21 protein-coding genes and 1 pseudogene are annotated in these 24,682 nt (G+C 71.2%); 16 read left to right on the top strand and 6 right to left on the bottom strand.

Features of this window, described 5'->3' with window-relative positions:
* The first annotated feature begins 5,508 nt into the window (after window positions 1-5,508).
* Together ABD981_RS03200 and ABD981_RS03195 are read left to right on the top strand one after the other, a co-directional pair.
* Window positions 5,509-5,796 carry an RICIN domain-containing protein gene (locus ABD981_RS03200; RefSeq protein WP_165590982.1) on the top strand — a complete coding sequence of 96 codons (288 nt, stop codon included), beginning with the start codon at window positions 5,509-5,511 and terminating at the stop codon, window positions 5,794-5,796.
* Between the two features lie 417 nt (window positions 5,797-6,213).
* Window positions 6,214-6,855, top strand: coding sequence for a fasciclin domain-containing protein (locus ABD981_RS03195; protein WP_046909736.1), 642 nt, complete (start codon window positions 6,214-6,216; stop codon window positions 6,853-6,855).
* 90 nt (window positions 6,856-6,945) lie between these two features.
* Here ABD981_RS03195 and ABD981_RS03190 read toward each other — a convergent pair whose 3' ends face one another.
* Entirely contained in the window at window positions 6,946-8,724 is a 1,779-nt protein-coding gene (locus ABD981_RS03190; protein WP_046909737.1) for a cytochrome c biogenesis protein DipZ, read from the bottom strand.
* A gap of 610 nt (window positions 8,725-9,334) precedes the next feature.
* Between ABD981_RS03190 and sigK the strand changes: the two genes are divergently transcribed.
* From sigK to ABD981_RS03165, 5 genes are all read left to right on the top strand, one after another.
* The gene (sigK, locus tag ABD981_RS03185) at window positions 9,335-9,922 is read left to right on the top strand and encodes an ECF RNA polymerase sigma factor SigK (RefSeq protein ID WP_382747975.1); all 588 of its coding nucleotides are present in this window, start codon (window positions 9,335-9,337) and stop codon (window positions 9,920-9,922) included.
* A complete protein-coding gene (locus ABD981_RS03180) occupies window positions 9,919-10,695 on the top strand; it encodes an anti-sigma factor (protein ID WP_046909738.1) in 777 nt (258 codons plus the stop codon). Before sigK ends, ABD981_RS03180 begins: the two co-directional genes overlap by 4 nt.
* Window positions 10,696-10,922: 227 nt before the next feature.
* Window positions 10,923-11,636 carry a molybdopterin-dependent oxidoreductase gene (locus tag ABD981_RS03175; RefSeq protein WP_046909739.1) on the top strand — a complete coding sequence of 238 codons (714 nt, stop codon included), beginning with the start codon at window positions 10,923-10,925 and terminating at the stop codon, window positions 11,634-11,636.
* Window positions 11,620-12,324 carry a cytochrome b/b6 domain-containing protein gene (locus ABD981_RS03170; protein WP_123954804.1) on the top strand — a complete coding sequence of 235 codons (705 nt, stop codon included), beginning with the start codon at window positions 11,620-11,622 and terminating at the stop codon, window positions 12,322-12,324. The genes ABD981_RS03175 and ABD981_RS03170 overlap by 17 nt, the downstream gene beginning before the upstream one ends.
* 64 nt (window positions 12,325-12,388) lie before the next feature.
* Entirely contained in the window at window positions 12,389-13,450 is a 1,062-nt protein-coding gene (locus ABD981_RS03165; RefSeq protein ID WP_046909740.1) for an NAD-dependent epimerase/dehydratase family protein, read from the top strand.
* Between the two features lie 85 nt (window positions 13,451-13,535).
* Here ABD981_RS03165 and ABD981_RS03160 read toward each other — a convergent pair whose 3' ends face one another.
* Both ABD981_RS03160 and ABD981_RS03155 read right to left on the bottom strand, forming a co-directional pair.
* Window positions 13,536-14,654 (bottom strand): sensor histidine kinase, encoded by a 1,119-nt coding sequence (locus ABD981_RS03160; protein WP_046909741.1) that lies wholly within the window; start codon window positions 14,652-14,654, stop codon window positions 13,536-13,538.
* Complete coding sequence (locus ABD981_RS03155; protein WP_240495345.1) at window positions 14,651-15,382, bottom strand: response regulator transcription factor; 732 nt, start codon at window positions 15,380-15,382, stop codon at window positions 14,651-14,653. The genes ABD981_RS03160 and ABD981_RS03155 overlap by 4 nt, the downstream gene beginning before the upstream one ends.
* Before the next feature lie 253 nt (window positions 15,383-15,635).
* On the opposite strand from ABD981_RS03155, the gene ABD981_RS03150 reads away from it, so the two are divergent.
* The 9 genes from ABD981_RS03150 (at window position 15,636) to ABD981_RS03110 (ending at window position 23,225) form a co-directional block, all read left to right on the top strand.
* The gene (locus tag ABD981_RS03150; RefSeq protein ID WP_046909743.1) at window positions 15,636-16,340 is read left to right on the top strand and encodes a glycosyltransferase family 2 protein; all 705 of its coding nucleotides are present in this window, start codon (window positions 15,636-15,638) and stop codon (window positions 16,338-16,340) included.
* The gene (locus tag ABD981_RS03145) at window positions 16,337-16,966 is read left to right on the top strand and encodes a TIGR04282 family arsenosugar biosynthesis glycosyltransferase (RefSeq protein WP_046909744.1); all 630 of its coding nucleotides are present in this window, start codon (window positions 16,337-16,339) and stop codon (window positions 16,964-16,966) included. Before ABD981_RS03150 ends, ABD981_RS03145 begins: the two co-directional genes overlap by 4 nt.
* The gene (locus ABD981_RS03140; protein WP_345527779.1) at window positions 16,963-17,868 is read left to right on the top strand and encodes a methyltransferase domain-containing protein; all 906 of its coding nucleotides are present in this window, start codon (window positions 16,963-16,965) and stop codon (window positions 17,866-17,868) included. Before ABD981_RS03145 ends, ABD981_RS03140 begins: the two co-directional genes overlap by 4 nt.
* Window positions 17,865-19,436 carry a glycosyltransferase family 87 protein gene (locus tag ABD981_RS03135; protein ID WP_123954807.1) on the top strand — a complete coding sequence of 524 codons (1,572 nt, stop codon included), beginning with the start codon at window positions 17,865-17,867 and terminating at the stop codon, window positions 19,434-19,436. Before ABD981_RS03140 ends, ABD981_RS03135 begins: the two co-directional genes overlap by 4 nt.
* A 23-nt stretch (window positions 19,437-19,459) precedes the next feature.
* Window positions 19,460-20,839: a molybdopterin-dependent oxidoreductase gene (locus ABD981_RS03130; protein ID WP_123954808.1), complete on the top strand. Its 1,380-nt coding sequence runs from the start codon at window positions 19,460-19,462 to the stop codon at window positions 20,837-20,839.
* Window positions 20,836-21,351: a hypothetical protein gene (locus tag ABD981_RS03125; RefSeq protein WP_046909745.1), complete on the top strand. Its 516-nt coding sequence runs from the start codon at window positions 20,836-20,838 to the stop codon at window positions 21,349-21,351. The genes ABD981_RS03130 and ABD981_RS03125 overlap by 4 nt, the downstream gene beginning before the upstream one ends.
* Window positions 21,352-21,453: 102 nt before the next feature.
* Window positions 21,454-21,666: a hypothetical protein gene (locus ABD981_RS03120; RefSeq protein WP_240495346.1), complete on the top strand. Its 213-nt coding sequence runs from the start codon at window positions 21,454-21,456 to the stop codon at window positions 21,664-21,666.
* 151 nt (window positions 21,667-21,817) lie between these two features.
* Complete coding sequence (locus tag ABD981_RS03115; RefSeq protein ID WP_240495347.1) at window positions 21,818-22,375, top strand: hypothetical protein; 558 nt, start codon at window positions 21,818-21,820, stop codon at window positions 22,373-22,375.
* Between the two features lie 112 nt (window positions 22,376-22,487).
* Window positions 22,488-23,225, top strand: coding sequence for a VOC family protein (locus tag ABD981_RS03110; RefSeq protein WP_046909747.1), 738 nt, complete (start codon window positions 22,488-22,490; stop codon window positions 23,223-23,225).
* A 350-nt stretch (window positions 23,226-23,575) separates the two neighbouring features.
* On the opposite strand, the gene ABD981_RS03105 is transcribed toward ABD981_RS03110, so the two are convergent.
* From ABD981_RS03105 to ABD981_RS03095, 3 genes and pseudogenes are all read right to left on the bottom strand, one after another.
* Window positions 23,576-23,746, bottom strand: coding sequence for a hypothetical protein (locus ABD981_RS03105; RefSeq protein ID WP_345527772.1), 171 nt, complete (start codon window positions 23,744-23,746; stop codon window positions 23,576-23,578).
* The gene (locus ABD981_RS03100; RefSeq protein ID WP_345527770.1) at window positions 23,743-23,952 is read right to left on the bottom strand and encodes a hypothetical protein; all 210 of its coding nucleotides are present in this window, start codon (window positions 23,950-23,952) and stop codon (window positions 23,743-23,745) included. The genes ABD981_RS03105 and ABD981_RS03100 overlap by 4 nt, the downstream gene beginning before the upstream one ends.
* Window positions 23,953-24,054: 102 nt before the next feature.
* A pseudogene (locus ABD981_RS03095) lies at window positions 24,055-24,682 on the bottom strand (terminase); the annotation flags it as partial.

Here is a 24,682-nt window from a genome sequence, read left to right as displayed (position 1 = left end):
TGGAGGACACAGTAGCAGCTTAAATGGCCACTATGTTTAGGACTTGCACATACCTGGAAGCACGCTTGGCGGCGCGCGCATATGTTTGTGAAGGCCGGGCTGTGATATGCGTGCGCCGGGCTGGAATGGGGGTCGGTCGCGTACCTTCCAATAGGGCCAATTAAACGTGGCGGCCAACGTTGTGCGGGTCGCCGTCGGGTCGAGCTGGTTGCTCGGCGTAGGTCCACGTCCTGGGTCGCTATGAATGGTGATCCCTAGGTCCTCGCTGTAAAGGGAGTGTGAAGAAAAAGGCGCACGGTGCGGCGGCCTTCGGACAGCTGTATTCGGCTCCGGCTGGGATAAGGTAGTACGCCGTGGTCCGGAGTGTGCTCTTGGGGGGGGATGGAGAGGGTTCCTCCGGGTTGATTAGGCTTCTATCTGTGGCGCATCCTGGGGGGGCCGGTTTCACGTCACGTACCGATCTGCTTCATTGACCGGTCTACTTTGTATGGGCGGTAAGTGGGGATACCTCGTCTGCCTGCTCTATCGGCTAGCGCAGGGGCGTTTCTGACGGTCCCGAGGGCCTCTCTCAGCCGAAAGTTGCGGGCTAGGGGCCTTATAGGGTACGAGGCTTGCATTTCGTGCTGCTGGGCGGCATCATCTGTGCAGCATGGCTCTTTGGCTACGGGGGCGGTTTTACTTTGGTTACTTCGTGTGCGCAGCGAATGATCCATATCCAAGAGTAAGTGGAGGTGCCGCGGAACAAGTTTCCCCGCATGCGAGTGGGGGTCGACTGGGGGGCTGCAGTGGGCGTAGGGCTATGCCCGTCTCAAAGTGTCGCCTCGGCGGGCGGGATGTTGTGCTGTGCGGTTCTACACATCCTGGGACCTGTTTGTAGCGTTTAGAGCGTCTTGCCCATACTGTGTCTTAATAGGTACGATTATACGACACTCATGTACTCTAATTGGCTTTGGGAATTGATCTCTTTGTTTCATCTGGCGCAAGGGCCTGCTGTTACGTGCTACGTGAGGGCGCGGCATGGGCATTTGCTCGGTGTTCTTAAGGAGGTGTATTTATGAGGACGGCGTTTCTGCTAGAAGGGAGGCAGTACGGCCGGGCGTACGGCCGCGTAGAAGGTCTATTATTCTCAACTTGTGGCGGTTGAACATCGGATTGAGTCCTTCGGACGGGTTCATTGGGCAGGCGGTCTCCCGTTTGTGCGTCGTGCCAGCGGCGGTAAGTTTGCCAGAAGAGGGGGCGTAGTGGCTAATACGTAGTCCTTCTTGTGCTTCCTGGTCGCGAATATGGGGCGATCCGGGGTCCGCGGGCGGGAAGCGGTTAAGTCCCCTGGGGGACCGTGTGGGGGCCATGTCGAGGCGTGGCGTCATGTAGACGGTTTCCGAGGGCGTTTAAAGGGCGATTACTGGCGTCCTGGTCAAGATGACGACATGCTTGGTAATGTCATTGTAGGCCTTTATGGGTCTCGGATTGTGAGGTGTACTTCGTCCGGGGGACGTGGATCGTGTGGAATCCGAGGAGAGGGGGGGCGACCCGAAGCGCTGAGGAGGATTCTTTGGTGCAATGGTGGTAAAATATGGCTTAACTGTCGCGTACGAGTGAAGTCGGGGGAGCAGTATGTTGTGCGGTCGGAGCGCTACGTAAGGGCCGGGGTCTAGGCTTGAGGCACCGATGGGCCGGGTTATGGGGGCGCTGTTACGGACGGTTGATGGTGCCCCGTCGGAACCCGACGGACCAGACGGCCCGCTCCAGGCGCCGAGGCGAAATAGTTAAGCAACCGTAGACGTCTTTTGTGGAGTCGTAAGGCGATTCGGATATCACTGGTGCTTTACGTTAGGAGGGCCGGGTGCTAGTGCGCATGGTCCGGACGTGTTTGCGGAGTGAGTGTTTTCTGCTTGTCGGTGGCTCCCGAGTTGTCACGGAGACGGACACCAGTTGAAAAAAAAAACGATCGGCTGCACCTGGAGGTTTGAAAGGAAGGCGTCCCCTAGGTTTTCCGGTATCGCGCGGGGCGGTCATCTCGAGGTTGCTCCATGTCTGGCTGTTCTTGCCTCTGTATAGTCCTGCACTAGAGCAAGATGAATATGCGTCGACCGCCTAAGCGTATGGGACGCGTGGATTCTTTTTACAAGCTGTCTATTTCACGTTTGCTGGGGGCTTACATGAGCTTTTAGTTACGCGGTTAGGCGACTGGGATGGACTGTGGTGCGGCAACTCTAGTGAGGCTGTTGCGGTCGACCCTGTAAGGCGCTGCTGCAATCCCAAACGCCGTGGTCGAATCCGTGGTCCCTGGGTAGCTTGCTAGAAAGCCTTAACGTGGGCTACTGGTTTTATAGCTGGTCTGGTCTAGAGATAACGAGGGGGGGGGGGAAGGGGGGGGGGGACGGTCTGCTGGTTGGCGTCTCAATGGGGTTCGCTTGGTTATTCAGGGTCAATTGGGTGGCAGAGGGAGCCATTGGTTGTTATGCATTGAATGTCAGAGCTCGGCGTGTGCGGTATGTTGTATGCGTGCTGACTGTGATGTGTGTGGAACGTTATGGGTGCCTGGCCGCTGGCGCCTGATGCGCTTCAGTTGCTGTGGGCGCGGGTGGTGTCGTGGCCTACTGATTGTGCTTGTTGATCTATGCAGTCTTTCGGCTTGGGTATCTGTGCCTCTTTTATGCTGCCTCCAGTGCTAATTTGTTGTGTGTTGGCGTGAGCCGATTAGTGCTTCTTTGTAGTCTAAATTAAGGCCTTCATTGGTTTGCCGTTCGGACAGGCCCGTGTGCGTAATGCTCTTGATACGTTGCCGTGTGGCACCTCGATGGTTTGCCACATGGGCCTGTTGGCGGATCGTCATGTGGAAACTTGGTTTTTGTTAGCCCGGACTTGGCCTTCTTTTTCTCTAGCTCTTAGTAGTTTGAGTGTGCTTTATGCCTGACGTTTTCGGAGCCTAATGCGGTATCAGAGGTGTAGGCTAGAATATGTCTTGGTGTCTGCCGGTAGGTGTATTGTTACTGGGGTCCGGTGGGCACTCAGGCTAGCAGCGCTCTCACGGGTGGAGGGGAGGGGGGGACTGGGATGGCGTGCGGCTTACTAATTGTGGTTCAGTATTGGGGCGTGTCCCGTTTGGTCGCTAAGGGCGGGGTCGGATTTGGGTGGCTATTTACCACATAGATGTTTCGGGACGGTGTTATTTATGCATGTATGTTTCGTTTGCCCGGGCCCCTTTGGGTTCTCTAGGGGGCTGATTCAATTATCGTAACGCGTGCTTAGACTGTTGAGAGTGTTGCCGATATTTTAAAAATAAAGCTTAAGGGGGCGACTTTATGTCTTGCGTTGTTCTATGGCTGCTGTGTGATCCCCTGTGCTTCGCAATTCTGCTAACTAGTTGGTCATAGTGGGGGAGGGGGAGGGAGAGTGCTTCCGAATGTAGTGCAATGCTATGGTGCTCTATGGGGTTGCTTGTCGTTGCGGCTTACGCTCCTGCAATGGGGGTGGAGGGTCCTTGCGACTGGCCTTTCCGTGTATGGTTTTTTGGGGCCGGGGGCAACCCCACAAAGGAAAAAACAAAAAAAAAAAAAGAAAAATGGGTTTATGTGTGGATATTTCCGTGATGGTCTGGAGTCGAGGCAAGAGTGCTCTTTGTGTGTCGTCGCGCTGGGCGTGGCTGCCCCCCAAGAACTCGTGCAGCCTGCGGCGCAGGCGTCCACGCATGTCCCACGACTGTCGTCTGGCGTGGTCGCCCCGGTGCGTATTGTCGCGAGCGAACGCCTCGCATGGCGGTGGTCCCCGATTTCGGCCCTGTCATGCCTGTGGTTGTTTGACCGACGGTGTCGGGTCGGTCCGTGCCGGCGTCTGCGCGGGTCAGCCCTCCGACCGTGTCCGCGATGAGTCCGTCTTCGCGGCCGGCGCGTCTAGGCAGGGTCCGACGTCGGGGATCCCGGCTTCGAAGCGCCATATCCTGTGTCGCGTGTGTGGGTACGTCGTTTTGAAGGCGTAAGGTCCGGCGGGTGGCGAGCCCGCGTCCGTGCCCACGAGGAGGGCGTCTGCCTGTATGGTGCTTCCAAGCTGTGCCTTCGGTCGTCGGTGCCTCATGCATTATCGCCAAGTTACTCTGATTGTGTATCCGCCCACTCAGCCTGCGCGCATGGTTTTAGGGCGTCCAGCATGATGTCCTATCGCGGGCCGTATACACGCGGCTGTTGTCGAGTCCTGTCGTAGTCGCGGGTGACTCAGGCCGAGTATCGGCGTCGTAGACGCGCCATTTAGGGCTGGCGCGTGCGGTGTCCCGGCCCCGTCTCTAGTCGGCGTAGCAGTGAGTGCCACTATGTGTGCGACGTCGAGAGTATGTTGTCCGCGCCCAGTCGGCCGCGCCGTGCGTCGAGGTAGCGATGCTTCGACCTGCGTCCCTGCAGGTCTCGTACTGTGAGGACTCACTCGGGTGTGCGCTGGATCGCCCAGCGACGCTTTTCGTTCGCCGAGGGTCGTGTTCGACGCGCGGCGAGCCCGCCTCCTCGGCCTGCGCTGTAGTGACCCGACGTCCTCAAGCCCGAACGCGCTAGCATGCCAGCACCAGCTGGTGTGTCGGGTCGCGGGGTCCAGAGCGGACAGGGCTCGCGATCCGGTCGCTCGCAGGCGTACGGCGTCGCGCGTGCTGGAAGAAGTCCAGCTGGTGCGCGACGGCAAGGGCTGAGCGCGAGTTCCCTCGCGGTACGCACAGGCGGACAGCTCCTCCAGCAGCCCGAGGCCTGCCGCAGGTCTGCGCGAGCAAGGCGCGGCCCTGCGTGACGTGCAGCCCGGCTCCGCGCAGGGCAGGCCCGGCGTTAGCGGCCGGTCTTACGTGCCTACAAAGGTCCGGATACCCGGGCCAGGTACTAGTGCCATCGCGCACAACACCGCCGCGCGTGCCGCGAAGTCCAGCGGCCCGTCACAAGAAAACAAAAAGAGAAAACTGTGTTCACGTTACCGGAAAAACCCAGAGCACCCCCAAGTACGCGGCGAAGGACTGCGCGAGCGGCGAGGCGGGCGCGCTGTCGACGGCAGTCACCGACGGCCCGTTCGACCTCCGGGCTGAAAGTGGAGCAGCGCCTCGACGGCCCGGTCGCAGGTGCCCGGCCGTCTCCAGGGTGCACTCGTGCAGGGGGTTGCCGTACCGCGTCCGTCACCATCGGGAATTCACCTCGGCGCGCCTATGGGGGTTTGTGGCAGGGGTAAGGCGCCGGCTCGGCACCACACTCATCCTGCTCCCGGCAGCGCCGCGCCACGCCGTGAACGCCGGAAGGCCGCCCGGCCGGGGGACGGGTCCGGCGCGTCCGTGATCGACCGACCCGGGCACTCCTGGCCCTCCGGTCAAGCACATCCGGGGCCCGGAGGAGCCGCGAAGTCCTCCCTCACGGCGACGACCAGGCCCCCCAGCGCCGCCCCGTCCCAGCGGTTCGGGACACACGCCCCATGCGCTCGGGACACCACGCCGACCATGCTCCTCGACGTGAGCCCCGGCCTCGCACCGCGGGCGGGGCATTCGACTTCGTGCGGAACGGCGACGGCAGCTACGCGATCGTCGCGCGGCACAGCGGCAAGTGCCTCGACGTGTACGACGCCAGCCGGGCCGACGGCGCCGGACTCATCCAGTGGCAGTGCGACGGGGACACCAACCAGCGGTGGCGCCTGGAAGCCGTCTCGGGCGGAGCCGTCCAGCTGCGTGCCGTGCACAGCGGCAAGTGCCTGGAGGCGACCTGGAGCGGCACCGGGGGGGAGCAGGTGCGCCAGTACCCGTGCAACGGTGCGGTCAACCAGCGCTGGACCCTGTGGTCCTGAGCCGAGCCGCGCTCTGCCCGGCCATGCCCTCGTTCCGTGGGGGTGTGGTGACGAATCCGAAGCCGCCCGGCCACGGGGCGGCTTCGGCCGTGCCCCCTCCGTGGACGGCGCGCGGACGCTCGAGGGCCGCGACGCACCCGCGCCGGTTGGCCGCCGGCGAGACGCGGGGCGGCGGCGACGGGCCACTCCCGGGTCCCGGGGCTCGGGTCCCGGGTCTCGGGTCTCGGTTCCCGGTTCGCGGTTCCGGCACGTGGTGGCGGATCGCACCCATCCGCCCGGGGTTCCGCTCCGAATGCCGGACATGAGCACCGACGTGACGACCCCGCGGCACCCGGGAGCCCCGCCTGCCGCGAGCTGGTCGCCGCCGGATGCTCTCCGCGGTCTCCGTACGCCTGCCTCACCTCTGGAGAGCACCCCATGAACACCCTGCGCTTCCGTCGTTCCGCGGTGGCCGTGGCCGCCGCGGCCGCCCTGCCGTTCGCCCTCGCCGCCTGCTCCGACTCCGGGAAGGACACGTCGTCCGCCGAGAACACCGCGCAGGCCGCGCCGCCCGCGGCGCAGACGTCCTCCGACCCGATGGCGTCCGACGGCCCGTTCGGACCGGCCTGCGCCGGTGTGCCGAAGGACGGGGCCGGCTCGTTCGAGGGCATGGCCAAGGACCCCGTGGCCACCGCCGCCTCCAACAACCCGGCCCTGTCCACCCTCGTCGCCGCGGTCAAGCAGGCGGGCCTGGTCGACACCCTGAACAACGCCCAGAACATCACCGTCTTCGCGCCGACGAACGAGGCCTTCGCCAAGATCCCCAAGGCCGACCTCGACAAGGTCCTGGCCGACAAGGCCACCCTCACCAAGATCCTCACCTATCACGTCGTCGGGGAAAAGCTCACGCCGAAGCAGTTGGAGAACGGCACGTTCGTGACCCTGGAGAAGGGCACGATCACCACCAAGGGCTCCGGCCAGGAGTACACCGTGAACGACTCCTCCAAGGTCGTCTGCGGCAACGTGCCCACCGCCAACGCCACCGTCTACATCGTCGACACGGTCCTCATGCCCAAGTAGTCCCGGGGCCGCCGAAGGGCGGTGCGCCGCCGGCCGTACCGGTGGCGCACCGCCCTTCTCGTGTGCGCTCTTCGTACGAGGGGCTCCGTGTCAGCCGAAGGTGAAGACGAAGGCCTGCAGGCCGGGGGTGAGGCGGAGTTCGAGGCGGGCCTCGCGGGCGGTGTCGTGCTCGGTGAGCCGGTACAGGGTGGGTGTGCCGTGGACTTCGACGGTCCGGGTCCGTACGCCGTCGACGAAGACGGTCACCGTGCCCTCGCCCGCGAGGACGAGGTTGGCGTTCCCGGCCCGGTAGGTGAGGGCGAGGCGGGCGTCGGGGCCCGCGGTGAAGTGCTCGTATCCCGTGGTCCAGGTGCCGGCCAGGGCGACCCCGCCGAGGGGGACGCCTGCGGTGGGGAAGGAGTACGTGACCGGCCGGTCCTCGGCGAGCGCGGGAGTCCCGGTGTAGCCGTGCAGCCGGAGGGTGCTGAGGTAGGTCTCGGGGGTGCGGTCCGCCGTGAGCCGGTCGTCGGACCGGTCGGTCGGCGGCGGGAGCACGGTGGTGGGGTCGGCCTGGCGCAGCAGCTCGCGGATGAGGTTCTCGGTCCGGGCGTAGCGGCCTTCGCCGAAGGTGAAGTACCGGACGGTGCCGTTCGCGTCGATCAGGTACTTGGCGGGCCAGAAGCGGTTGCGGTAGTTGTCCCAGGTGTCGAGCCTGTTGTCGAGGGCGACCGGGTAGGTGATGCCGAGCTTCCGGGTCTGGTCGGCGACGTTGCCGGCGTCCTTCTCGAAGGCGAACTCGGGGGAGTGGACGCCGATGACGGTCAGGCCCTTGTCGCGGTAGGCGCGGTCCCAGTCCTCGACGTGCGGAATGCTGCGCCGGCAGTTGATGCAGGAGTACGTCCAGAAGTCGATCAGGACGACCCGGCCGCGCAGGGACGCGAGGTCGACGGGCCGGCCGCCCGGTGTGTTGAGCCAGGCGGAGAGGGAGGCGAGCGGGGGTGCCTGGCCGCAGGAGCGGAGTTCGTCGACGCCGTCCTCGCAGCGGGAGAGGTCCTTGTTGGAGGAGTCGTAGAGGCCGGAGAGCTTCTGCCGGGCGGTGTCGCTGTCCTCCACCCGCCGTTGTGCCGCACGCGTGTAGTCCGGGAGGGCGCGCTGGAGGGCGGTGGTGACGTCGAAGGCGAGGGCGAAGGCGAGCGCGATCATGAGGATGCCGGAGACCACGCGGAGCCTGCGCGCCCGGGAGCGGAAGGCGGCGACCCGTTCGGCGACGCGCCGTCCGGCGAGGGCGAAGGCGAGGAGCGGGATCGCGGTGCCGACGGCGAAGGCCACGGTGAGCACGACGATGTCGGCGTCGATCTCGCCGCGCGCCCCGGCGACGGTGATCGCGGCGAGGACCGGCCCGGCGCAGGGGACGTAGAGCAGGCCGAGCCCGAGGCCGAGGACGAAGGCGCTGCCCTCCTTGTTGACCTGCCGCTGCGGGATGCGGGCGAACGGCCTCTCCAGGAGCCGTTCGACGGGCGGGAAGACGAGTCCGAGGCCGATCAGGACGAGGAGGGAGAGCCCCAGGTAGCGCAGGAGGTCCTGGGGGAGGCCCAGTGCGGAGATGATCGTCACGCCGAGGAGGGTGAAGAAGCCGAAGCTCAGCACCAGTCCGGCGACGACGGCGTAGGGGCGGAGGTTCCGTGGCGGACGGGCCGGGGGCGGCGCGCCGGCGGGCACGGAGTCGTGGGCCGGCCCGCCGGGGGCACCGACGGCGGCGTGCTCGCGGCGTGCCGGGGCGTCCGTGCCGGGGCCGCCCGCCAGGAAGACGACGGGCAGGACGGGGAGGATGCAGGGCGACACCGCGGTGATCAGACCGCCCAGCAGCCCGATCAGCACCAGAGTGACCATGTCGAAGACCTCCTTCGTCCCGGGCTTGTCTCTCGACGCCTATTCGGTCCGGACGCGCCGCCGGATGGCACGGCAGGGGCCGTGCCTGAAGCCCGAGTCCGGGATGTCGGGTGTCGGGTGCCGGGTGCCGGGTGCCGGATGCCGGATGCCGGGTGTCTGGTGTCTGGTGCCGTGCGAGGGGGCGGAGAGGTGCGGAAGCTACGGAAGCGGCGCCCGGGCCACGCGGGGAGCACGCGGCCCGCCCAGGACCACGGCTCTGCGTGCGGCGCGCGCCGCCCGGGCGCTCCGCCCGTGTCCTGCGCGGGCCGGCGGAGGAGCCAGGAGCGGCTCCTTCCCGTGCCGTTCGGGGTCACCGGGCCTCCGGACGGGCGGCCCGCCATCCTTTCACTCGTACGAGTGAGCGCAGGCCGGAGGCGACGGCGGAAACGTCTCCCATCCGCACGCCCGTCCGCTACGAAGGGTCTGTGCAGGCAGCCTTCCGGCCCTGCGACCGGCCCACGTCCCCGGGCCGGCCCCGCCCCCGACCAAGGACCCGCATGCGATGGACACCCCGCCCCCGGCCGGCCGTCCCGGACGGCTGCGTCTGGTCCCCATGCACGGAGCCCGCCCGGTGAACCGCCCCGTTCCCCTCGACGCCCCCGGCCCGCCCCCGCGCCATGCCCTCGACGAGGTGATGCGGAAGGTCGCCCAGGGCGACCAGCAGGCGTTCGCCACCCTCTACGACGCCCTCGCCCCGACGGTGTTCGGCATCGTGATCAGAGTCGTGCGCGATCGCGCCCAGTCCGAGGAGGTCACCCAGGAGGTCATGATCGACCTGTGGCGGCAGGCCGCCCGCTACCAGCCCGCCGCCGGGTCCGTCACCGCGTGGGCGGCGACGATCGCCCACCGCCGGGCCGTGGACCGGGTCCGCTCCGCCCAGGCCGCCACCGACCGCGAACACGCGCAGGCGGCCCGCGAGCACACCACCGCCTTCGACGAGGTCGCCGAGCAGGTCGAGACCCGCCTGGAGTCCGAGCAGGTACGGCGCTGTCTGCGCGGCCTGACCGAACTCCAGCGCCAGGCGGTCACACTCGCCTATTACGGGGGACTCACCTACCGTGAAGTCGCCGAGACCCTGCACACGCCGCTTCCCACCATCAAGACACGCATGCGCGACGGACTCATCCGGCTCCGCGACTGCATGGGGGTGACCACATGAACCAGCACCGCTCCGACCTCCACGCCCTCGCCGCCGCCTACGCCCTCGACGCCCTCGACCCCGCCGAGCGCGACGACTTCGCCGCGCACCTCCCGTACTGCGAGGACTGCCGCAGGGACGTGGCCGAGTTCGAGGCGACCGCCGCCCGCCTGGCCGCGGCGACCGCCCAGGACCCGCCCCCCGCCCTCAAGCAGCGGACCATGAACGCCATCGACGCCGTGCGGCAGCTCCCGCCCCGGCTCCCCGCGACCGACCCGGCACAGGCCCCCGCGGCCGGCCCGGCCCGGCGCTCCGCCCGCGCCCTGAGGCGCAAGGCCGTCCCCCTCGCCCTGGCCGCCAGCCTGGCCGCCGCCGTGTCCTTCGCCGGCCTCGCCGCCTGGCAGTACCAGGAGAGCCAGGACGCCCGGCAGCAGGCCCGGCAGACCGCCCGGCAGCTCGACGCCGTCAGCGCCGTGCTGGCCGCGCCGGACGCCCGCACCGTGCACGGCCTGGCCACCAACGGCGCGCTCACCACGGTCGTCAGCTCCGACCGGCAGAACAAGGCCGTCTTCACGGCAGCGGGTCTGCCCGTCCCGGCCGAGGGAAGCACCTACCAGCTCTGGCTCGACCAGGACGGCACCATGCGACCGGCCGGATTCATCCGCGCCGACGGCACCGTCCCCCTCGCCGGCGACCCCGCCGACGCCACCGCCGTAGGGCTCACCCTCGAACCCGCCGGGGGATCCGCCCAGCCCACGACGCAGCCCCTGCTCCTGCTGGCCCTGCCCGCCTGACGCCCGCCCGCGCGCTGACCCTGCGCGCGGTCGGCGGCCTGACCACCGCGCAGAGCGCCGCGGCCTTCCCGGTGCCCGCGACCGACCCGCGCACCGCACCGACCCGCGCACCGCACCGACCCGTGCACCGCACCGGGGCGGGGCCCGGCGGGGCGAAAGATGACGAAACCCTGACGGGCGAGCGTCCGCCCTGGTCACCGGCGTCACCGCCTGGTCGAATCGGCGCCATGGACGAAGACGACGACGAGACCCGCGGCGCCCCGGTCGGACGCCGCGTCGTGCTGGGGCTCCTCGGCCTCGGCGCGGTGGGCGTCCTGGCGGGCCCCCGGCTGCAACGCGCCCAGGAGGCGGTGGTGAGCCGGGACCCCACCGGGCTCGCGGCCGCACTGCCCGGGTCCGGCGGATTCCGGTACTACTCCGTGACCTCGTCCGTCCCGGAACGGGGCCCGGAGACGTACACACTGACGGTCGACGGAATGGTGGAGCGCCCCGCCGCGTACCGGCTGGCGGACCTCCAGGCGATGCCGCAGCGCAGGATCGTGCACGACGTGCAGTGCGTGACCGGCTGGCGCGTGCCCCGCACCCCCTTCGAGGGCGTCCCGCTCGCCCACCTCCTCGCGAGGGCGGGGGTACGGCCCGGGGCACGAGCGGTCCGGTTCCGGTGCTTCGACGGCGCCTACACCGAGAGCCTCACCCTGGACCAGGCCCGGCGGGACGACGTGCTCGTCGCCCTGAAGCTGCGCGACGAGCCGCTCTCGCACGCCCACGGCGGCCCCGCCCGCCTCTACGTCGCACCGATGTACTTCTACAAGTCGGCCAAGTGGCTTTCCGGAATCACTGTCACCGACACGGTCCGGCCCGGATACTGGGAGGAACGCGGCTACGACACGGACGCCTGGGTCGGAAGGTCGAACGGACGTGACGATGCCGCCACCGTCTGACCGCCTGGTCCGCTTCGACCGGGCCGTACGCCGGGTGCACCGGACCACCGCCTGTCTGATGCTGACCTGCCTGGCCACCGCCGGCTGCCTCTATCTCCCGCCCCTGGCCCAACTGGTGGGCAACCGGCGGGTGGTGGTGACGCTCCACCTCTGGAGCGGCATCGCGCTTCCCCTGCCCTTCGTCTGCGGGCTCGCCCTCCGGGCGGTCCGTGCCGACGCGGCGCGGCTGAGCCGGTTCGGGCCGGCCGACCGGGCGTGGCTGCGCGCCGTGCGCCGGCGCCTCCCCGAGCGCCCGGCCGGCAAGTTCAACGCCGGACAGAAGCTCTACGCCCAGTGGACCCTGGGGGCCGTGCTCGTGATGCTCGGCACCGGACTGCTCATGACCGCGACCGGCCTCGCTCCGCTCGCCTGGCGGACGGGCGCGACCTTCGTGCACGACTGGGGAGCCACGGCGGTCGCGGCGGCCGTCGTGGCCCATGTCCTGAAGGCGCTGCGGGACCCGGAGGCCAGGAAGGGGATGCGCACCGGCACGGTGGACGCCCGCTGGGCCGCGCGCGAACACCCGCTGTGGAGGGGCACCGTCGCCACGAGCACGAGCACGAGCACGAGCACGAGCACGAGCCCCGGCGCGATCGCGGACGGCGCTCGTCCGGGAGGGACGCGCCGACGGCCGCGCCCGCACCCATGACGAAAGCCTTACGGCCCGGTGCGGGAACGGTCACCACGGGGGAGGAATCCGTAGCCTGCCGGACATGCGCGTACTCGTCACAGGAGGAGCCGGGTTCATCGGCTCACAGGTGGTCTCCGCTCTGGAGGCCGAGGGACACACGCCGGTGGTGCTCGACGCACTGCTGGCGGCCGCCCATCCGCAGGTGCCGGACATCCCCGACGTCGAGTTCGTACGGGGTGACGTCCGCGACGCCGAGGCCGTCCGGCGCGTCCTGCGGGGCGTGGACGCGGTCTGTCACCAGGCGGCCATGGTCGGCCTGGGCAAGGACTTCGCCGACGCGCCCGACTACGTCGCCTGCAACGACCTGGGGACCGCGGTCCTGCTCGCGGCCATGGCCGGGGCCGGGGTGCGCCTGCTCGTGCAGGCGGGATCGATGGTGGTGTACGGCGAGGGCCGCTACGCGTGCGGCGAGCACGGCACGGTCCGACCGGGCGCGCGGACCGTCGCCGACCTGGAGCGGGGCCGCTTCGAGCCGACGTGCCCGCGCTGCGGTGACGGGCTCCTGCCGGGACTCGTGGGGGAGGACGACCCGGTGGACCCGCGGAACGTGTACGCGACGACGAAGCTGGCACAGGAGCACCTGGCCGCCGCCTGGGCGCGGTCCGTCGGAGGCACGGCGGTGTCGCTGCGCTACCACAACGTCTACGGGCCGGGGATGCCGAGGGACACCCCGTACGCGGGCGTGGCCTCGTACTTCCGCTCGGCGCTGGCCCGGGGCGAGGCGCCCCGGGTGTTCGAGGACGGCGCGCAACGGCGGGACTTCGTCCACGTACGCGACGTCGCCGGCGCCAACGCCACGGTCCTGGCGGGCATCGGGGAACTGCCGGCCGGTCACCACACGGCGTACAACGTGGGCAGCGGAGAACCCCGCACCGTGGGCGAGATGGCCGCGGCCCTCGCCACCGAGCACGGCGGCCCGCAGCCCGCGGTGACGGGGGAGTTCCGGCTGGGCGACGTCCGGCACATCACCGCGGACTCGTCCCGTCTGCGGCGCGTGTTCGGCTGGCGTCCCACCGTGGGGTTCGCCGAGGGCGTGGCCGAGTTCGCCCGAGCGGGGCAGCGGGCGTCGGCCGGGGTGGTCTAGGTCGCGTCCGGATCATGGCGGGCCCGCGACGCCCGGCGCCGCGGGCCGAGCCGTCCCGGTCCGGAAGACACGGCCCACGCCGCCGTCACGCCTGCGCACGTGCGAGCGGCAGGGTCACCTCGAAGCGGCAGCCGCCCGGCACGTTGTGCACCCGCGCCCGCCCGGCGTGGGCCTCGACGATGCCCCGTACGATCGCGAGTCCGAGTCCGGCGCCGGCGGGTGGGGTACGGGCCGGGTTGCCGCGCCAGCCGGTGTCGAAGACCTTCGGCAGGTCCTCCTCGGGGATCCCGCCGCAGCCGTCCGTGACGGAGAGCACGGCGGTGTCCGCGCGCCGGTCGACGCGCACGGCGACGGTGCCGTCGGCCGGGGTGTGGCGGATGGCGTTGACGAGGAGGTTCGCCAGGACGCGGGTCATCTCCTTGCCGTCCACGTCGACCGGCGCGTGCGCGATGTCGTCCCCGTGGAGGCGCACGCCGCGCTCGCGGGCCAGCGGATCGGCGCCCAGGAGCGCGTCGGCCGCCAGGTCCCGCAGGGAGAGGCGGCACGGCACCAGTTCGAGGGCGCCGGCGTGGATGCGGGAGAGCTCGAAGAGGTCGCCGACCATCGCGTCGAGGCGTTCGACCTCGGTACGGATCCGGCGGTGGTAGCGGGCGGGCTCGGCGGCCACGCCGTCCTCCAGGGCCTCCGCCATGGCCCGCAGCCCGGCGAGCGGCGTCCGCAGATCGTGCGAGATCCAGGCGACGAGCTCGCGGCGGGACGCCTCCAGGGCCCGTTCGCGTTCGCGCGAGGCGGCCAGCCGGGCACTGGTCGTGGCGAGTTCGCGGGTGACCGCGGCCAGCTCCGCGGTGGCCCTGCCGGCAGGCGCCGAGAAACTGCCGCCCTCGCCGAACTCGCGCGCCGCGAGGGCGAGGTCGCGGCCACGGGCCACGACCCACCGCCCGAGCGCCAGCGCCGTGGCCAGCGAGACCACGGCCGCCATGGCGACCACGAGCGTGACCACGCTCAGGTCGTGCGGGGACAGGAACATCGCCCAGGCCACGGCGAGCGTGCCGGCGAGCATCGCGGTGACCGTGACCGCGGCGACGACGGTCAGGGAGACGGCGACCGACCGGTGCCGCAGCAGCCGCAGCGCGACCGCCCCGGCCGCACCTGCGCACACCGCGCCCGCCAGGGCGAAGGCCGCGATCAGCAGGACGTCCTTCATGCGCCCGCCTCCGGCCCGGCCGGATCGAAGCGGTAGCCGACGCCCCAGACCGTCTGGATGAGACGGGGCGAGGCCGGGTCGTCCTCGATCTTGGCGCGCAGTCGGCGCACGTGGACGGTGACGGTGGACAGGTCGCCGAACTCCCAGCCCCACACGTCCCGCATCAGCCGCTCGCGCGCGTGCGCCCGGCCGGGGTGGGCGAGGAAGTGGGCGAGGAGGTCGAACTCCCGCAGGGTGAGGGAGAGGTCGCGGCCGTCCTTGGTGGCCCGGCGCGTCGCGGGGTCCACGTGGATCCCGGCGGCGCGCAGCACGGCCGGCCCGAGCGGGGCTGGGGGCGCGGTGCGGCTGCGGCGCAGCACGGACTCGACGCGCAGGACCAGTTCGCGGGGGCTGAACGGCTTGGTGACGTAGTCGTCCGCGCCCAGCTCCAGGCCCGCGATCCGGTCGTCCTCGTCCCCGCGCGCCGTCAGCATGATCACCGGCACCGGGCGTTCGGCCCGCAGCCGCCGGCACACCTCCAGGCCGTCGATGCCGGGCAGCATGAGGTCGAGGACCACCAGGTCGGGCGGGTTCCTGGTGGCGCACCGGAGGGCGGCAGCGCCGTCGGCGGCATGCTCGACGGCGTGGCCGGCCCGGTGCAGGTATCCGGTGACGACCTCGGCGACGGTCGGGTCGTCGTCGACGACGAGGATCCGGGCGGGCGGCGGAGTCGGAGACGGCGCCGGCACCGGGGACGGAGTCGGGGACGGGAGCGGAGACGGGGACGGGGCCGGCGGGGCCGAGGCCGGCGGCGGGGACGGGGTCGGGGCCGAAGACGGCTGCGGGGCTGGGGCCGGGGCCGGGGTCGGGGACGGGGTCGCGCTCATGCCGCAAGAGTCGCACCGCACGCCCGCCCCCGTCCGCCCGCCGGCTGCCCCGAACGACCGACGTCCGCGTTTCGTAAGGAGTCGGTGTCCGCTATGTCCGGCGAGAGTTCCTACGGTGGCAGTCGTGACCGAACACACCGTGGACGTCGTCCTTCCCTGTCTCGACGAGGCCGAGGCCCTGCCCTGGGTCCTCGCCCGCGTTCCCGCCGGCTGGCGGGCCCTGGTCGTGGACAACGGATCCACCGACGGGTCCGCCGACATCGCCCGCTCGCTCGGGGCCACCGTCGTCACCGAGTCCCGGCGGGGCTTCGGAGCCGCCTGCCACGCCGGCGCCATGGCCTCGGACGCCGAGTACCTCTGTTTCTGCGACTGCGACGCCTCGCTGGACCCCGGACTGCTGGCCGGGTTCGTCCGCACCGTCGCGGCCGGCCGGGCCGACCTGGTGCTGGGGCGCCGCCGGCCGCAGAGCAGGGGGAGCTGGCCGGCGCACGCCCGCGCCGGCAACGCCGCGCTCTCGCGGATGCTGCGCCGACGCACCGGGCTGCGGCTGCACGACCTCGGGCCCCTCCGCGCGATGCGCCGCGAGCCGCTGCTCGGCCTGGGGCTGACCGACCGGCGCTCGGGCTATCCGCTGCAGATGGTCGTCCGGGCCGCGGACGCCGGCTGGCGGGTACGGGAGGAGGACGTCCCCTACCTGCCGCGAGCGGGCAGGTCCAAGGTCACCGGCACCTGGCGGGGGACCTGGCACGCGGTCCGCGACATGCGGGCCGTGCTCGCGGAGGCCCCGTACGCCGCACCGGCCCTCGGGAGCGCGCGATGACCAGCCTCCTCGTGATCGCCAAGGAACCCGTGGCGGGCCGCGTCAAGACCCGCCTCACCCCACCGTTCACCGCCCACGAGGCGGCGGCCCTGGCCGAGGCGGCGCTCGCCGACACCCTGGCCGCGGTGGCGGCCACCCCCGCGGACCGGCACGTGCTGGTCCTGGACGGGGCCCCCGGACCGTGGCTGCCACCCGGCTTCGACGTCGTGCCCCAGTCCGGCGGGCGCCTCGACGAGAGGATCGCGGCCGCGTTCGCCGCCTGCCCCGGACCGGCCCTGCTGATCGGCATGGACACTCCTCAGGTCACCCCCGGGCTGCTGGCGCCCGCCCTGCGCTTCGACACGTGCGAGGCCTGGTTCGGTCCCGCCGAAGACGGTGGGTTCTGGGCCCTGGGCCTGGCGGAACCGGACCCCGAGCTCCTGCTCGGCGTGCCCATGTCCAGGCCCGAGACCGGCGAGGTCCAGTACGGGAGGCTCCGGGCGGCCGGGCTGCGCACCGCGCTGCTCCCACGGCTCCGGGACGTGGACACCGCGGCCGACGCCGCGGAGGTGGCCGCCCTGGCGCCGCACGGGCGGTTCGCCACGTGCCACCGGCGACTCACGACCGCCCTGGCGGCGGCACGATGACCCCCGCCACCTCCACGGCCTCCGGGCCGCGCGATGTCCCGGCCCAGGCCTGGCGCGCGGACCCCTACGCCGGAGCCCTGCGCGCCGGGCGCGGGCCCCTCTTCCTCCACCGGGCCGACGGCTGGCTGCTGCCCCTGGACGTCCAGCGCTGGTGCGCCGGCGCCGACGCGGCGGACGAGAGCGTCCTGGCGCGCTGCCACGGGGCCGTCCTCGACATCGGCTGCGGTCCCGGCCGGCTCGTCGCCGCCCTGGCCGAACGCGGACGGAGAGCCCTCGGCATCGACGTCACCCCGGCCGCCGTGGCACGGACCGTGAGCCGCGGCGGAACGGCCCTGTGCCGTTCGGTGTTCGACCCCCTGCCCGGCGAGCACCGCTGGGACACCGCACTGCTGATGGACGGGAACATCGGCATCGGCGGTGATCCCGAAGCCCTCCTCGACCGCGTCGCGAGCCTCCTCGCCCCCGGCGGGCGCCTGCTGGTCGAGACCGCGCCCGTCGAGGTGGACGAGCGGTGCGACGTACGCCTGGACGACGGCCGGGGCGGCCTCGGCGCCCCCTTTCCCTGGGCCCGCGTCGGCGGCACGGCCCTGCGGCACCACGCCCGCTCCACCGGCTGGCGGGCCGTCCACGGCTGGCAGGTGACCGGCCGCCACTTCGCCGAACTCGTGCCAGCCGACACCCGTGACCGCGCCCCCGCCCGTGACCGCGCCCCCGCCCCCGCCCGTGACCGCGCCCCGTCCGACACCCGTGACCGCGCCCCTTCCGATACGGGGGACCGCTCCGCCACCGACACAGGAGACCGAACCGCCGCCGACATGCGTGACCTCGCGACCACCCACCAGCGCGACCGCGCCGCCGGGGGCCCCGCCACGGCCCCGCACCCGCCCGGAGCCGCCCCGTGACGCGGCCGCCCCGCACCGGGTCTGCGGCATCGGCGCGGCCGCCGCGGCTCCCCGCGACCCTCCGGACCGCCGTCCTCGTGGCCGCCCTCGCCGCGGTCCTCGTCCTCACCGTCCGCGACGACGGCCGTGCCACGGACCCGGCGGTCCTGTCCTGGTGGTACGCCGTGTGCTGGGCCCTCTTCGCGGCGGCGGCCTGGTCCCTCCGCGCGGTACCCGCCCGGCACGTCGCCGTGCTCGTCCTCACCGGCGGCGCCGTCGTCGCCGCCACCGGTCTGGTGGCGGCGCCCCGCACGAGCACCGACATGTTCCGCTACGCCTGGGACGGCAGGGTGCAGGCGGCGGGCGTCTCGCCCTACGACCACGCCCCGGCCGACGCCGCGCTCCTCCCGTACCGGGACCGCTGGCTGTTCCCCACCGGGCGGGAATGCGACGCGCCGGACCTCGCCGCCCTCCCCGACGGCGGCTGCACGCGCATCAACCGCCCCCACGTCCACACGATCTACCCCCCGGCGGGCGAGCTGTACTTCCTCCTCGTCCACGCCGTCGCCCCGGACGGCGCCCGCCACAAGGCCCTCCAGGCGGGCGGCGCGCTCCTCGCCGTGGCGACCACTCCGATCCTGCTGCGCATCCTCCGGCGCCGAGGGGACCCGCGTACCGCCGCCTACTGGGCCTGGTGCCCCGCCGTTCCCCTCGAAGCGGTGAACAACGCGCACGCCGACGTGCTCGGCGTCCTGCTGTCGGTCGCGGCCCTGGGCCTGACGGTCCGCCACCGGGCCTGGGGCGGCGCCCTGCTGGGCCTGGCCACGGCCGTCAAACTGCTGCCCGCGGTCCTCGTCCCGGGAACCCTGTCCGGGGTGCGGCGGCCCCGCGACGCGGCAGCGGTCCTCGTCCCCGCCGCCGCCGTCCTCACCGCCCTCTACCTCCCGTACGTCCTGCTGTCCCACTCCTCCGTCCTCGGCTACCTCCGCGGCTACGCCGACGAGGAGGGCTACCAGGACGCCTCGGCCGGCGAGCGCTACGCGCTCCTGCGGCTGCTGCTCCCCGACACCTGGGCCCTGCCCGCCGTCATCACCGGGATGCTTGCCGTCACCGTGTACGTGATGCTGCGCGGCGACCCCCGACGCCCCTGGAGCGGCGCCCTCCTGGTGACCGGCACCGCGTTCCTCCTCACGACACCCGGCTACTCCTGGTACGCCCTGCTCCTGGTGGCCCTGGTGGCGCTCGACGGCCGCTGGGAGTGGATGGGCGTCGCGGTCGCCGGAGCGGCCGCGTACCTGACCTCCCGCGCGGTCGCCGACGCGGGCACGGTCACGTACGCCGTCGCGGCCCTGGCCGTCGTGTGCGGCCGGCTGCTCCGGGGCGGCTCAGGAAGCACGACCGGCCCCGGCGGGGCGCGACGCTCCTCCGGGCCCGACGGGACCAGCCGGCCGGACCCTCACACGTCCCCGTCCACGGCCCCGTCCACCTCCACGTCGACGACCGCGCGCCGGAGCGGCGTACCACCGGCCCTCCCTCGCCTGCGGAGTGCCCCGTTCTTCCCGGCGGGGCGGCCCCGCCGGACCCTGTGACGCGAAAGCCGCGGAGGTCGACGATGGACACGACGGACACGAAGGACGACGGGACGCCCCCACCCGGTGGCCGGGCGCGGGCGGGAGCGCAACCCGACGACACCGCCCGGACCCGGCGCACACGACTGAAGGACACGACGGCCGCCGCTTGGCGGGCCGGCCCGCCAAGCGGCCCGTCCCGGCCGGAGTTCTGGCGCAGCCCGCTGCGCGGCCCCTGGCTGACCGCGGTGCTCGGGACGGTCCTGCTCTTCGGCGTCACGATCCTCTTCGTGACGGGCCTGCTGTCGTACGCCGCCTACGACCCGGACCTGGCCGCGGTCAACGACCAGACCCCCGACAAGGGATGGCTCGGCTTCTACCTGTTCTCCTGGCCGACCTCCCCCCACTGGCTCTACCGCGTCACCCAGGGCGTCCACGTCACCCTGGGCATCGTGCTCGTGCCCGTACTCCTGGCCAAGCTGTGGTCGGTGATCCCGAAGCTGTTCGCCTGGCCGCCCGTCCGCTCGGCCGCCCAGGCCGCCGAGCGTCTCTCCCTGCTCCTGCTCGTGGGAGGCGCGGGCTTCGAGTTCGTCACCGGCATCCTCAACGTGCAGCTCCACTACGTCTTCCCGGGCTCCTTCTACACGCTGCACCTGTACGGGGCCTGGGTGTTCATCGGAGCCTTCGCCGTCCACGTGACCCTCCGCCTGCCGCGCGCCGTGCGGGCCCTGCGCTCCGGGCCGCGCCAGCCGGCCCCCGGCAGCGAGGAGGCGGCCGGCCTCGTCTCGCCCCGCCCGGCGCCGCCCACGATCTCCCGGCGGGGCGCGCTGGGCATGGTCGGACTGGGTTCCCTCGCCCTGTTCGCCGTGACCGCGGGCCAGAGCATCGGGGGCTGGTTCCGGCAGACGGCCCTGCTCGCCCCGCACGGCCAGGACCCGGGTTCCGGCCCGAACGGCTTCCAGATCAACAAGACCGCGGCCTCCGTCGGCATCCGCCCCAGCGACATCGGCCCCGGGTGGCGGCTCACCGTACGAGGGGCGGGCCGACAGACCGACCTCACCTACGAACGGTTGCTGGCCATGCCGCAGAACGACGCCCTGCTTCCCATCGCCTGCGTGGAAGGCTGGTCCACCCCCGACCAGCACTGGAGGGGCGTCCGCCTCACCGACCTGGCCGCACTCGTCGGCCTGGGCACGGACACGCCCCAGGTCCTGGTCGAGTCCCTGCAACGGGGCGGCTCGTTCAGCTCCGTCGTCCTGAGCGCCCACCAGGCACGCGACGCCCGTTCCCTCCTGGCCGTACGGGTCAACGGCGCCGTCCTGTCCCAGGACCACGGCTACCCGGCCCGGATCATCGTCCCCGGGGCCCCGGGCGTCCACAACACCAAATGGGTCACCCGCCTCACCTTCGGGGAACCGGCATGACACCCTCCACCCCACCGCTCCGCACGGCCTTCCGACGCCGCTACGGAGCCTCGCCGCTCCACCTGCTGCTCCTCCTCGCCTCCTTCGCCCTGGCCTGCTACGCGGGCGTGCGGCTCCTGAAGGGCGACAGCCTCGCCGTCGCCGCCTGGTTCGCAGGAGCGGCCCTCCTGCACGACCTCGTCCTCCTGCCGCTCTACGCGTACGCGGACCTCGCCCTGCAACGGGCCCTCGGACGCCGCCCGGCGGACCGCCCTACCCGCCCCCGCCCCGGCATCAACCACATCCGCGTGCCGGCCTTCGTCTCGGGCGTCCTGCTGCTCGTGTACTGGCCGCTGATCCTCCGCCAGGTCGGCCACTACTCCGCCTCCACGGGCCTTCCGGCCGACGTCTTCCTGGGCCGGTGGCTGCTGATCACGGCCTGCCTCTTCGCCGCCTCGGCCGCCGTATGCGCGGCACGGCTGTGGCACGAGGGCAGGGGCATCCGGAAGGCGCCGGATCGAGCCCGCGAGTAGCCGTTCCCCGGCCACCCGCGGGAACGTGGAACGCACCGAGGACACTGTGCCATGCGCACGCACGAGACTGCCAAGATCACTGCCACCAGGTTCGGGGTTGCCGTGGCGGCTGTGGTCGCCTCTCCGGTCCTGCTCGTGGCCGGGGCCCCACTGCGCAGCCGCTATCTGCGCCGGATCCACCGTGACGGCGCGCCGGCCCTGGTGGACAAGGAGCACGGGTACGTCAGCGTCCACTACCTCGTCGTGACCTCCACCATCGTGGACCGGCTCTGCAGGCCCTCTCAGGTGCTGGCAGCGCGCGTCGGACGCGGCTGACCCGTCCGTCCCGGACGGACCCCCGGGCCCGGTGACCGGTCCGTCCCTCGGCGAGTAGTGGCCCCGCACACGAGCCGTCGTAGACGGTGGCGGACCACGCCGTACAGTGGCGCGAGGCTCCGTCGACGGGGCTCAGGGGGCGAGGAAGCGCATGAGCATGGACAAGGCGGCCAGGGCCGTATGGTGGGAGACCCTGCCGGCCGGGATCCGCGAGGAGGTCGACGGGTACGTCCTCCAGGACGCGCGGCTCATGGCGGTGAGGGTCATCACCGAGATCGGCCGGGATCCCCGTGGAACAGGGGTCGATACCGCTCAACTGATCGTCGGCGACCGCTACCTCCACCACGGGGACCGGATCGCCCGCCGACCGGAGAGCCCGCTCGATCAGGAGTCGTTGGCCCACCGGGCAGCCGGATGCGCAGGCCGCGTCGTGGCGATCGAGGCGGTCTGGGACGGCGACACCGTCCACGACTGGTTCGTGCAGCTGCTGGCCGTCACCGCCGACCCGGCGGGAGAGGCGCAGCTGGCCACCGTCTACCGGTCGACGGCCCAGCGCTACCTCGGCGAGTCGCGGGACCACCGCCCCCGCCACCCCGAAGCGGTGGCCGCCGAGCGCGCCGGTCGCGCGCTCGCCGAGCACCTTTCCGTCCCCTTCCACTTCGCGAGCCCGGACTCACCCGACGACGAGGCTCCGCGCTGGCAGCCGTGAGCGGCGCGCGGCCCTTGTCCGCGCCCGCCTTCTCCCGGGCCGACGACTCCTGTGCCGCGACCGAGCTGACCTGCGGGTGGCCCGGGCGCTGCGGGCTTCTAGGATCGGCGGCATGGCGACACGACTTGTGCAGATCAACATGAAGGCCCGGGACGATGCCGCGCTCGGCCGGTTCTGGTCCGAGGCGCTGGGCTGGGGTGTCGACAGCGAGGGCCCGGGCGTGACCAACCTCGAACCCGTGGGCTTCTCCTACCCCGATCCCGCGGCCGTCTGCATCGACATCGTCGCCGACCCGGAGCCCAAGACGGTGAAGAACCGGGTGCACCTCGACCTGGCCACCACCTCGACCGCCCACCAGGCGGCCCTGGTCGCGCGCCTGCGGGACCTCGGCGCGACGCTCGCGGACGTGGGCCAGGGCGACGTCCCCTGGACGGTCATGGCCGATCCGGAGGGCAACGAGTTCTGCGTCCTGGAGCCCCGTCCGACCTACCGGGACACCGGGCCGATCGCGGCGGTCGTGGTCGACTGCGCCGACCCGCGGCGGATGGCCGGGTTCTGGGACGAGGCGATGGACTGGACGCTGCACGAGGTCACCGACGACCACGCGGCCATGCGGTCCGCCAAGGGAGTCGGCCCCTACCTGGAGTTCATCCGCACCCCCGACGTCAAGACCGTGTGGAACCGGGTCCACCTCGACATCCGCCCCTATCCCGGCGACGACCTGGAGGCAGAGGAAGCCCGGCTCCGCGCCTTGGGCGCCACCGTCCCCGACGTCGACCGGTCCGCCATCTCCTGGGCGGTGCTCGCCGACCCGGAAGGCAACGAGTTCTGCCTCCTCGCCCCTCGCTGACCCGGGGCGACCGCTCCCGTCGGCCGGCTCGGTCTCCCGGCCGGCCGACGGACTCGGCTTCGGCGGAGGCGACGTCAGCGGGACGAGCCGGCCGTCTCGGAGGCCCGGGTGCCGCGGTCCGGAAGGGAGCGCAGCGGATGGCCTCCGGATCGTGGGACGTACTCGCGGCCATAGGTGAGGGCGTCCAGGTGCGCCAGGCTCGACTCGTCGTAGAGGTCGTTGGCCTCGGGCGATCTCCTCCAGCTCCGCGGAGTCCGTGCCGTCGGCCCATCGGAACGCCTCGAGGTCGAGGCGCTGCTCAAGCGCCTCCACCCCGACCCGCGGCCAGCCGATAACCGTGTGCAGGGTCTTCAGCTGCGGCGGGATGCTGATCCCCAGTCACGAATCACCTGCTCGCCGTTGAAGTAGGCGTCCAGCACTTCCAGCTTGAAGCGCTGCGCCAGCAGATCGGTTCGCAGCAAAGTGAGGATCTGCTTCTCGTCGTCCGACAGGTCGAGCAGGGGGAGGGTGGGAATCGTCACCGCAGGACCACCACCCTTCCCTTGCCACGAGCCGTTGACCGCTTCGCCCAGGCCGGGCTGTTCATCACCATGCGGCGCAGCATCCGCGCGCCGATCGCGCACACCGCCAGGTCGATCTTCCGGGCCGACTCGCGATGCTCCTTGCCGATCGTGTAGCCCCAGGCGTTCGTGCGGCGCCTGGCGTTCGCAACGTGCTGACGCAGCACCTTGTGACCGTCGTGGGTCAGCTGGCGCTCAGGACGTCCCGGTAGAACCGGTCCACGGCTCAGTGAACGTCTGCTGCCGGCGGCGATCACGCATGTCCCACATCACCGCGTGAGCGCCGGGCCCGACGAGACCGCCTTCAGCTTCAGCCGCTTGCCGTAGCGCTGCGCCCACGCGTCGATGAACCCGTCCCAGTAGCGTTCGCCGTCCGCGTCGTCGAACCCGGAGCCCGGGTCGGCGAAGAACGCGAGCGGCTTGTACATGGCGAACGTGTGGTCCACCACGCCGTCGACCTCCTCGCGAGGCACCCGCCATGGAACGTCGTCCGGCCAGTTCGCGGGCCGCTGCCACACCCCGAGCGTCTGCACATGGCCGTCCCGCAGCCGGCAGGCGACCAGGCCGGTGGCGTCATCCGATTTCGAGCCGTCGAAGAAGCAGACGATCTCGTCGCCCTCGTCGAGGCTCACGCCCTCGTGCGGGCAGGCATCCCACTCGTAACGGCAAGGGAAAGCGTCCTCTGCGGCCGTGATCTGGTTGAACCAGAACCGGCGGGATCGGCTCGGCGGGTTGCGGACATCGAGGATCGACGCCTTCAGCCGCTCGATGTCCAACCATGTCGAATCGCCGCGGACGGCCCTCAACGTCGGCTCGATCCACTCCTCGACGAGCAGCGCCTCGCTCGGCGCCTCCAGGAGTCGTAGAACAGTCCGGTGTCGGCCGCCCGCCCGCTTC

It is taken from the genome of Streptomyces showdoensis (assembly GCF_039535475.1).
Classification (GTDB): domain Bacteria; phylum Actinomycetota; class Actinomycetes; order Streptomycetales; family Streptomycetaceae; genus Streptomyces; species Streptomyces showdoensis.
This window is presented reverse-complemented; position numbering and strand designations above follow the sequence as displayed.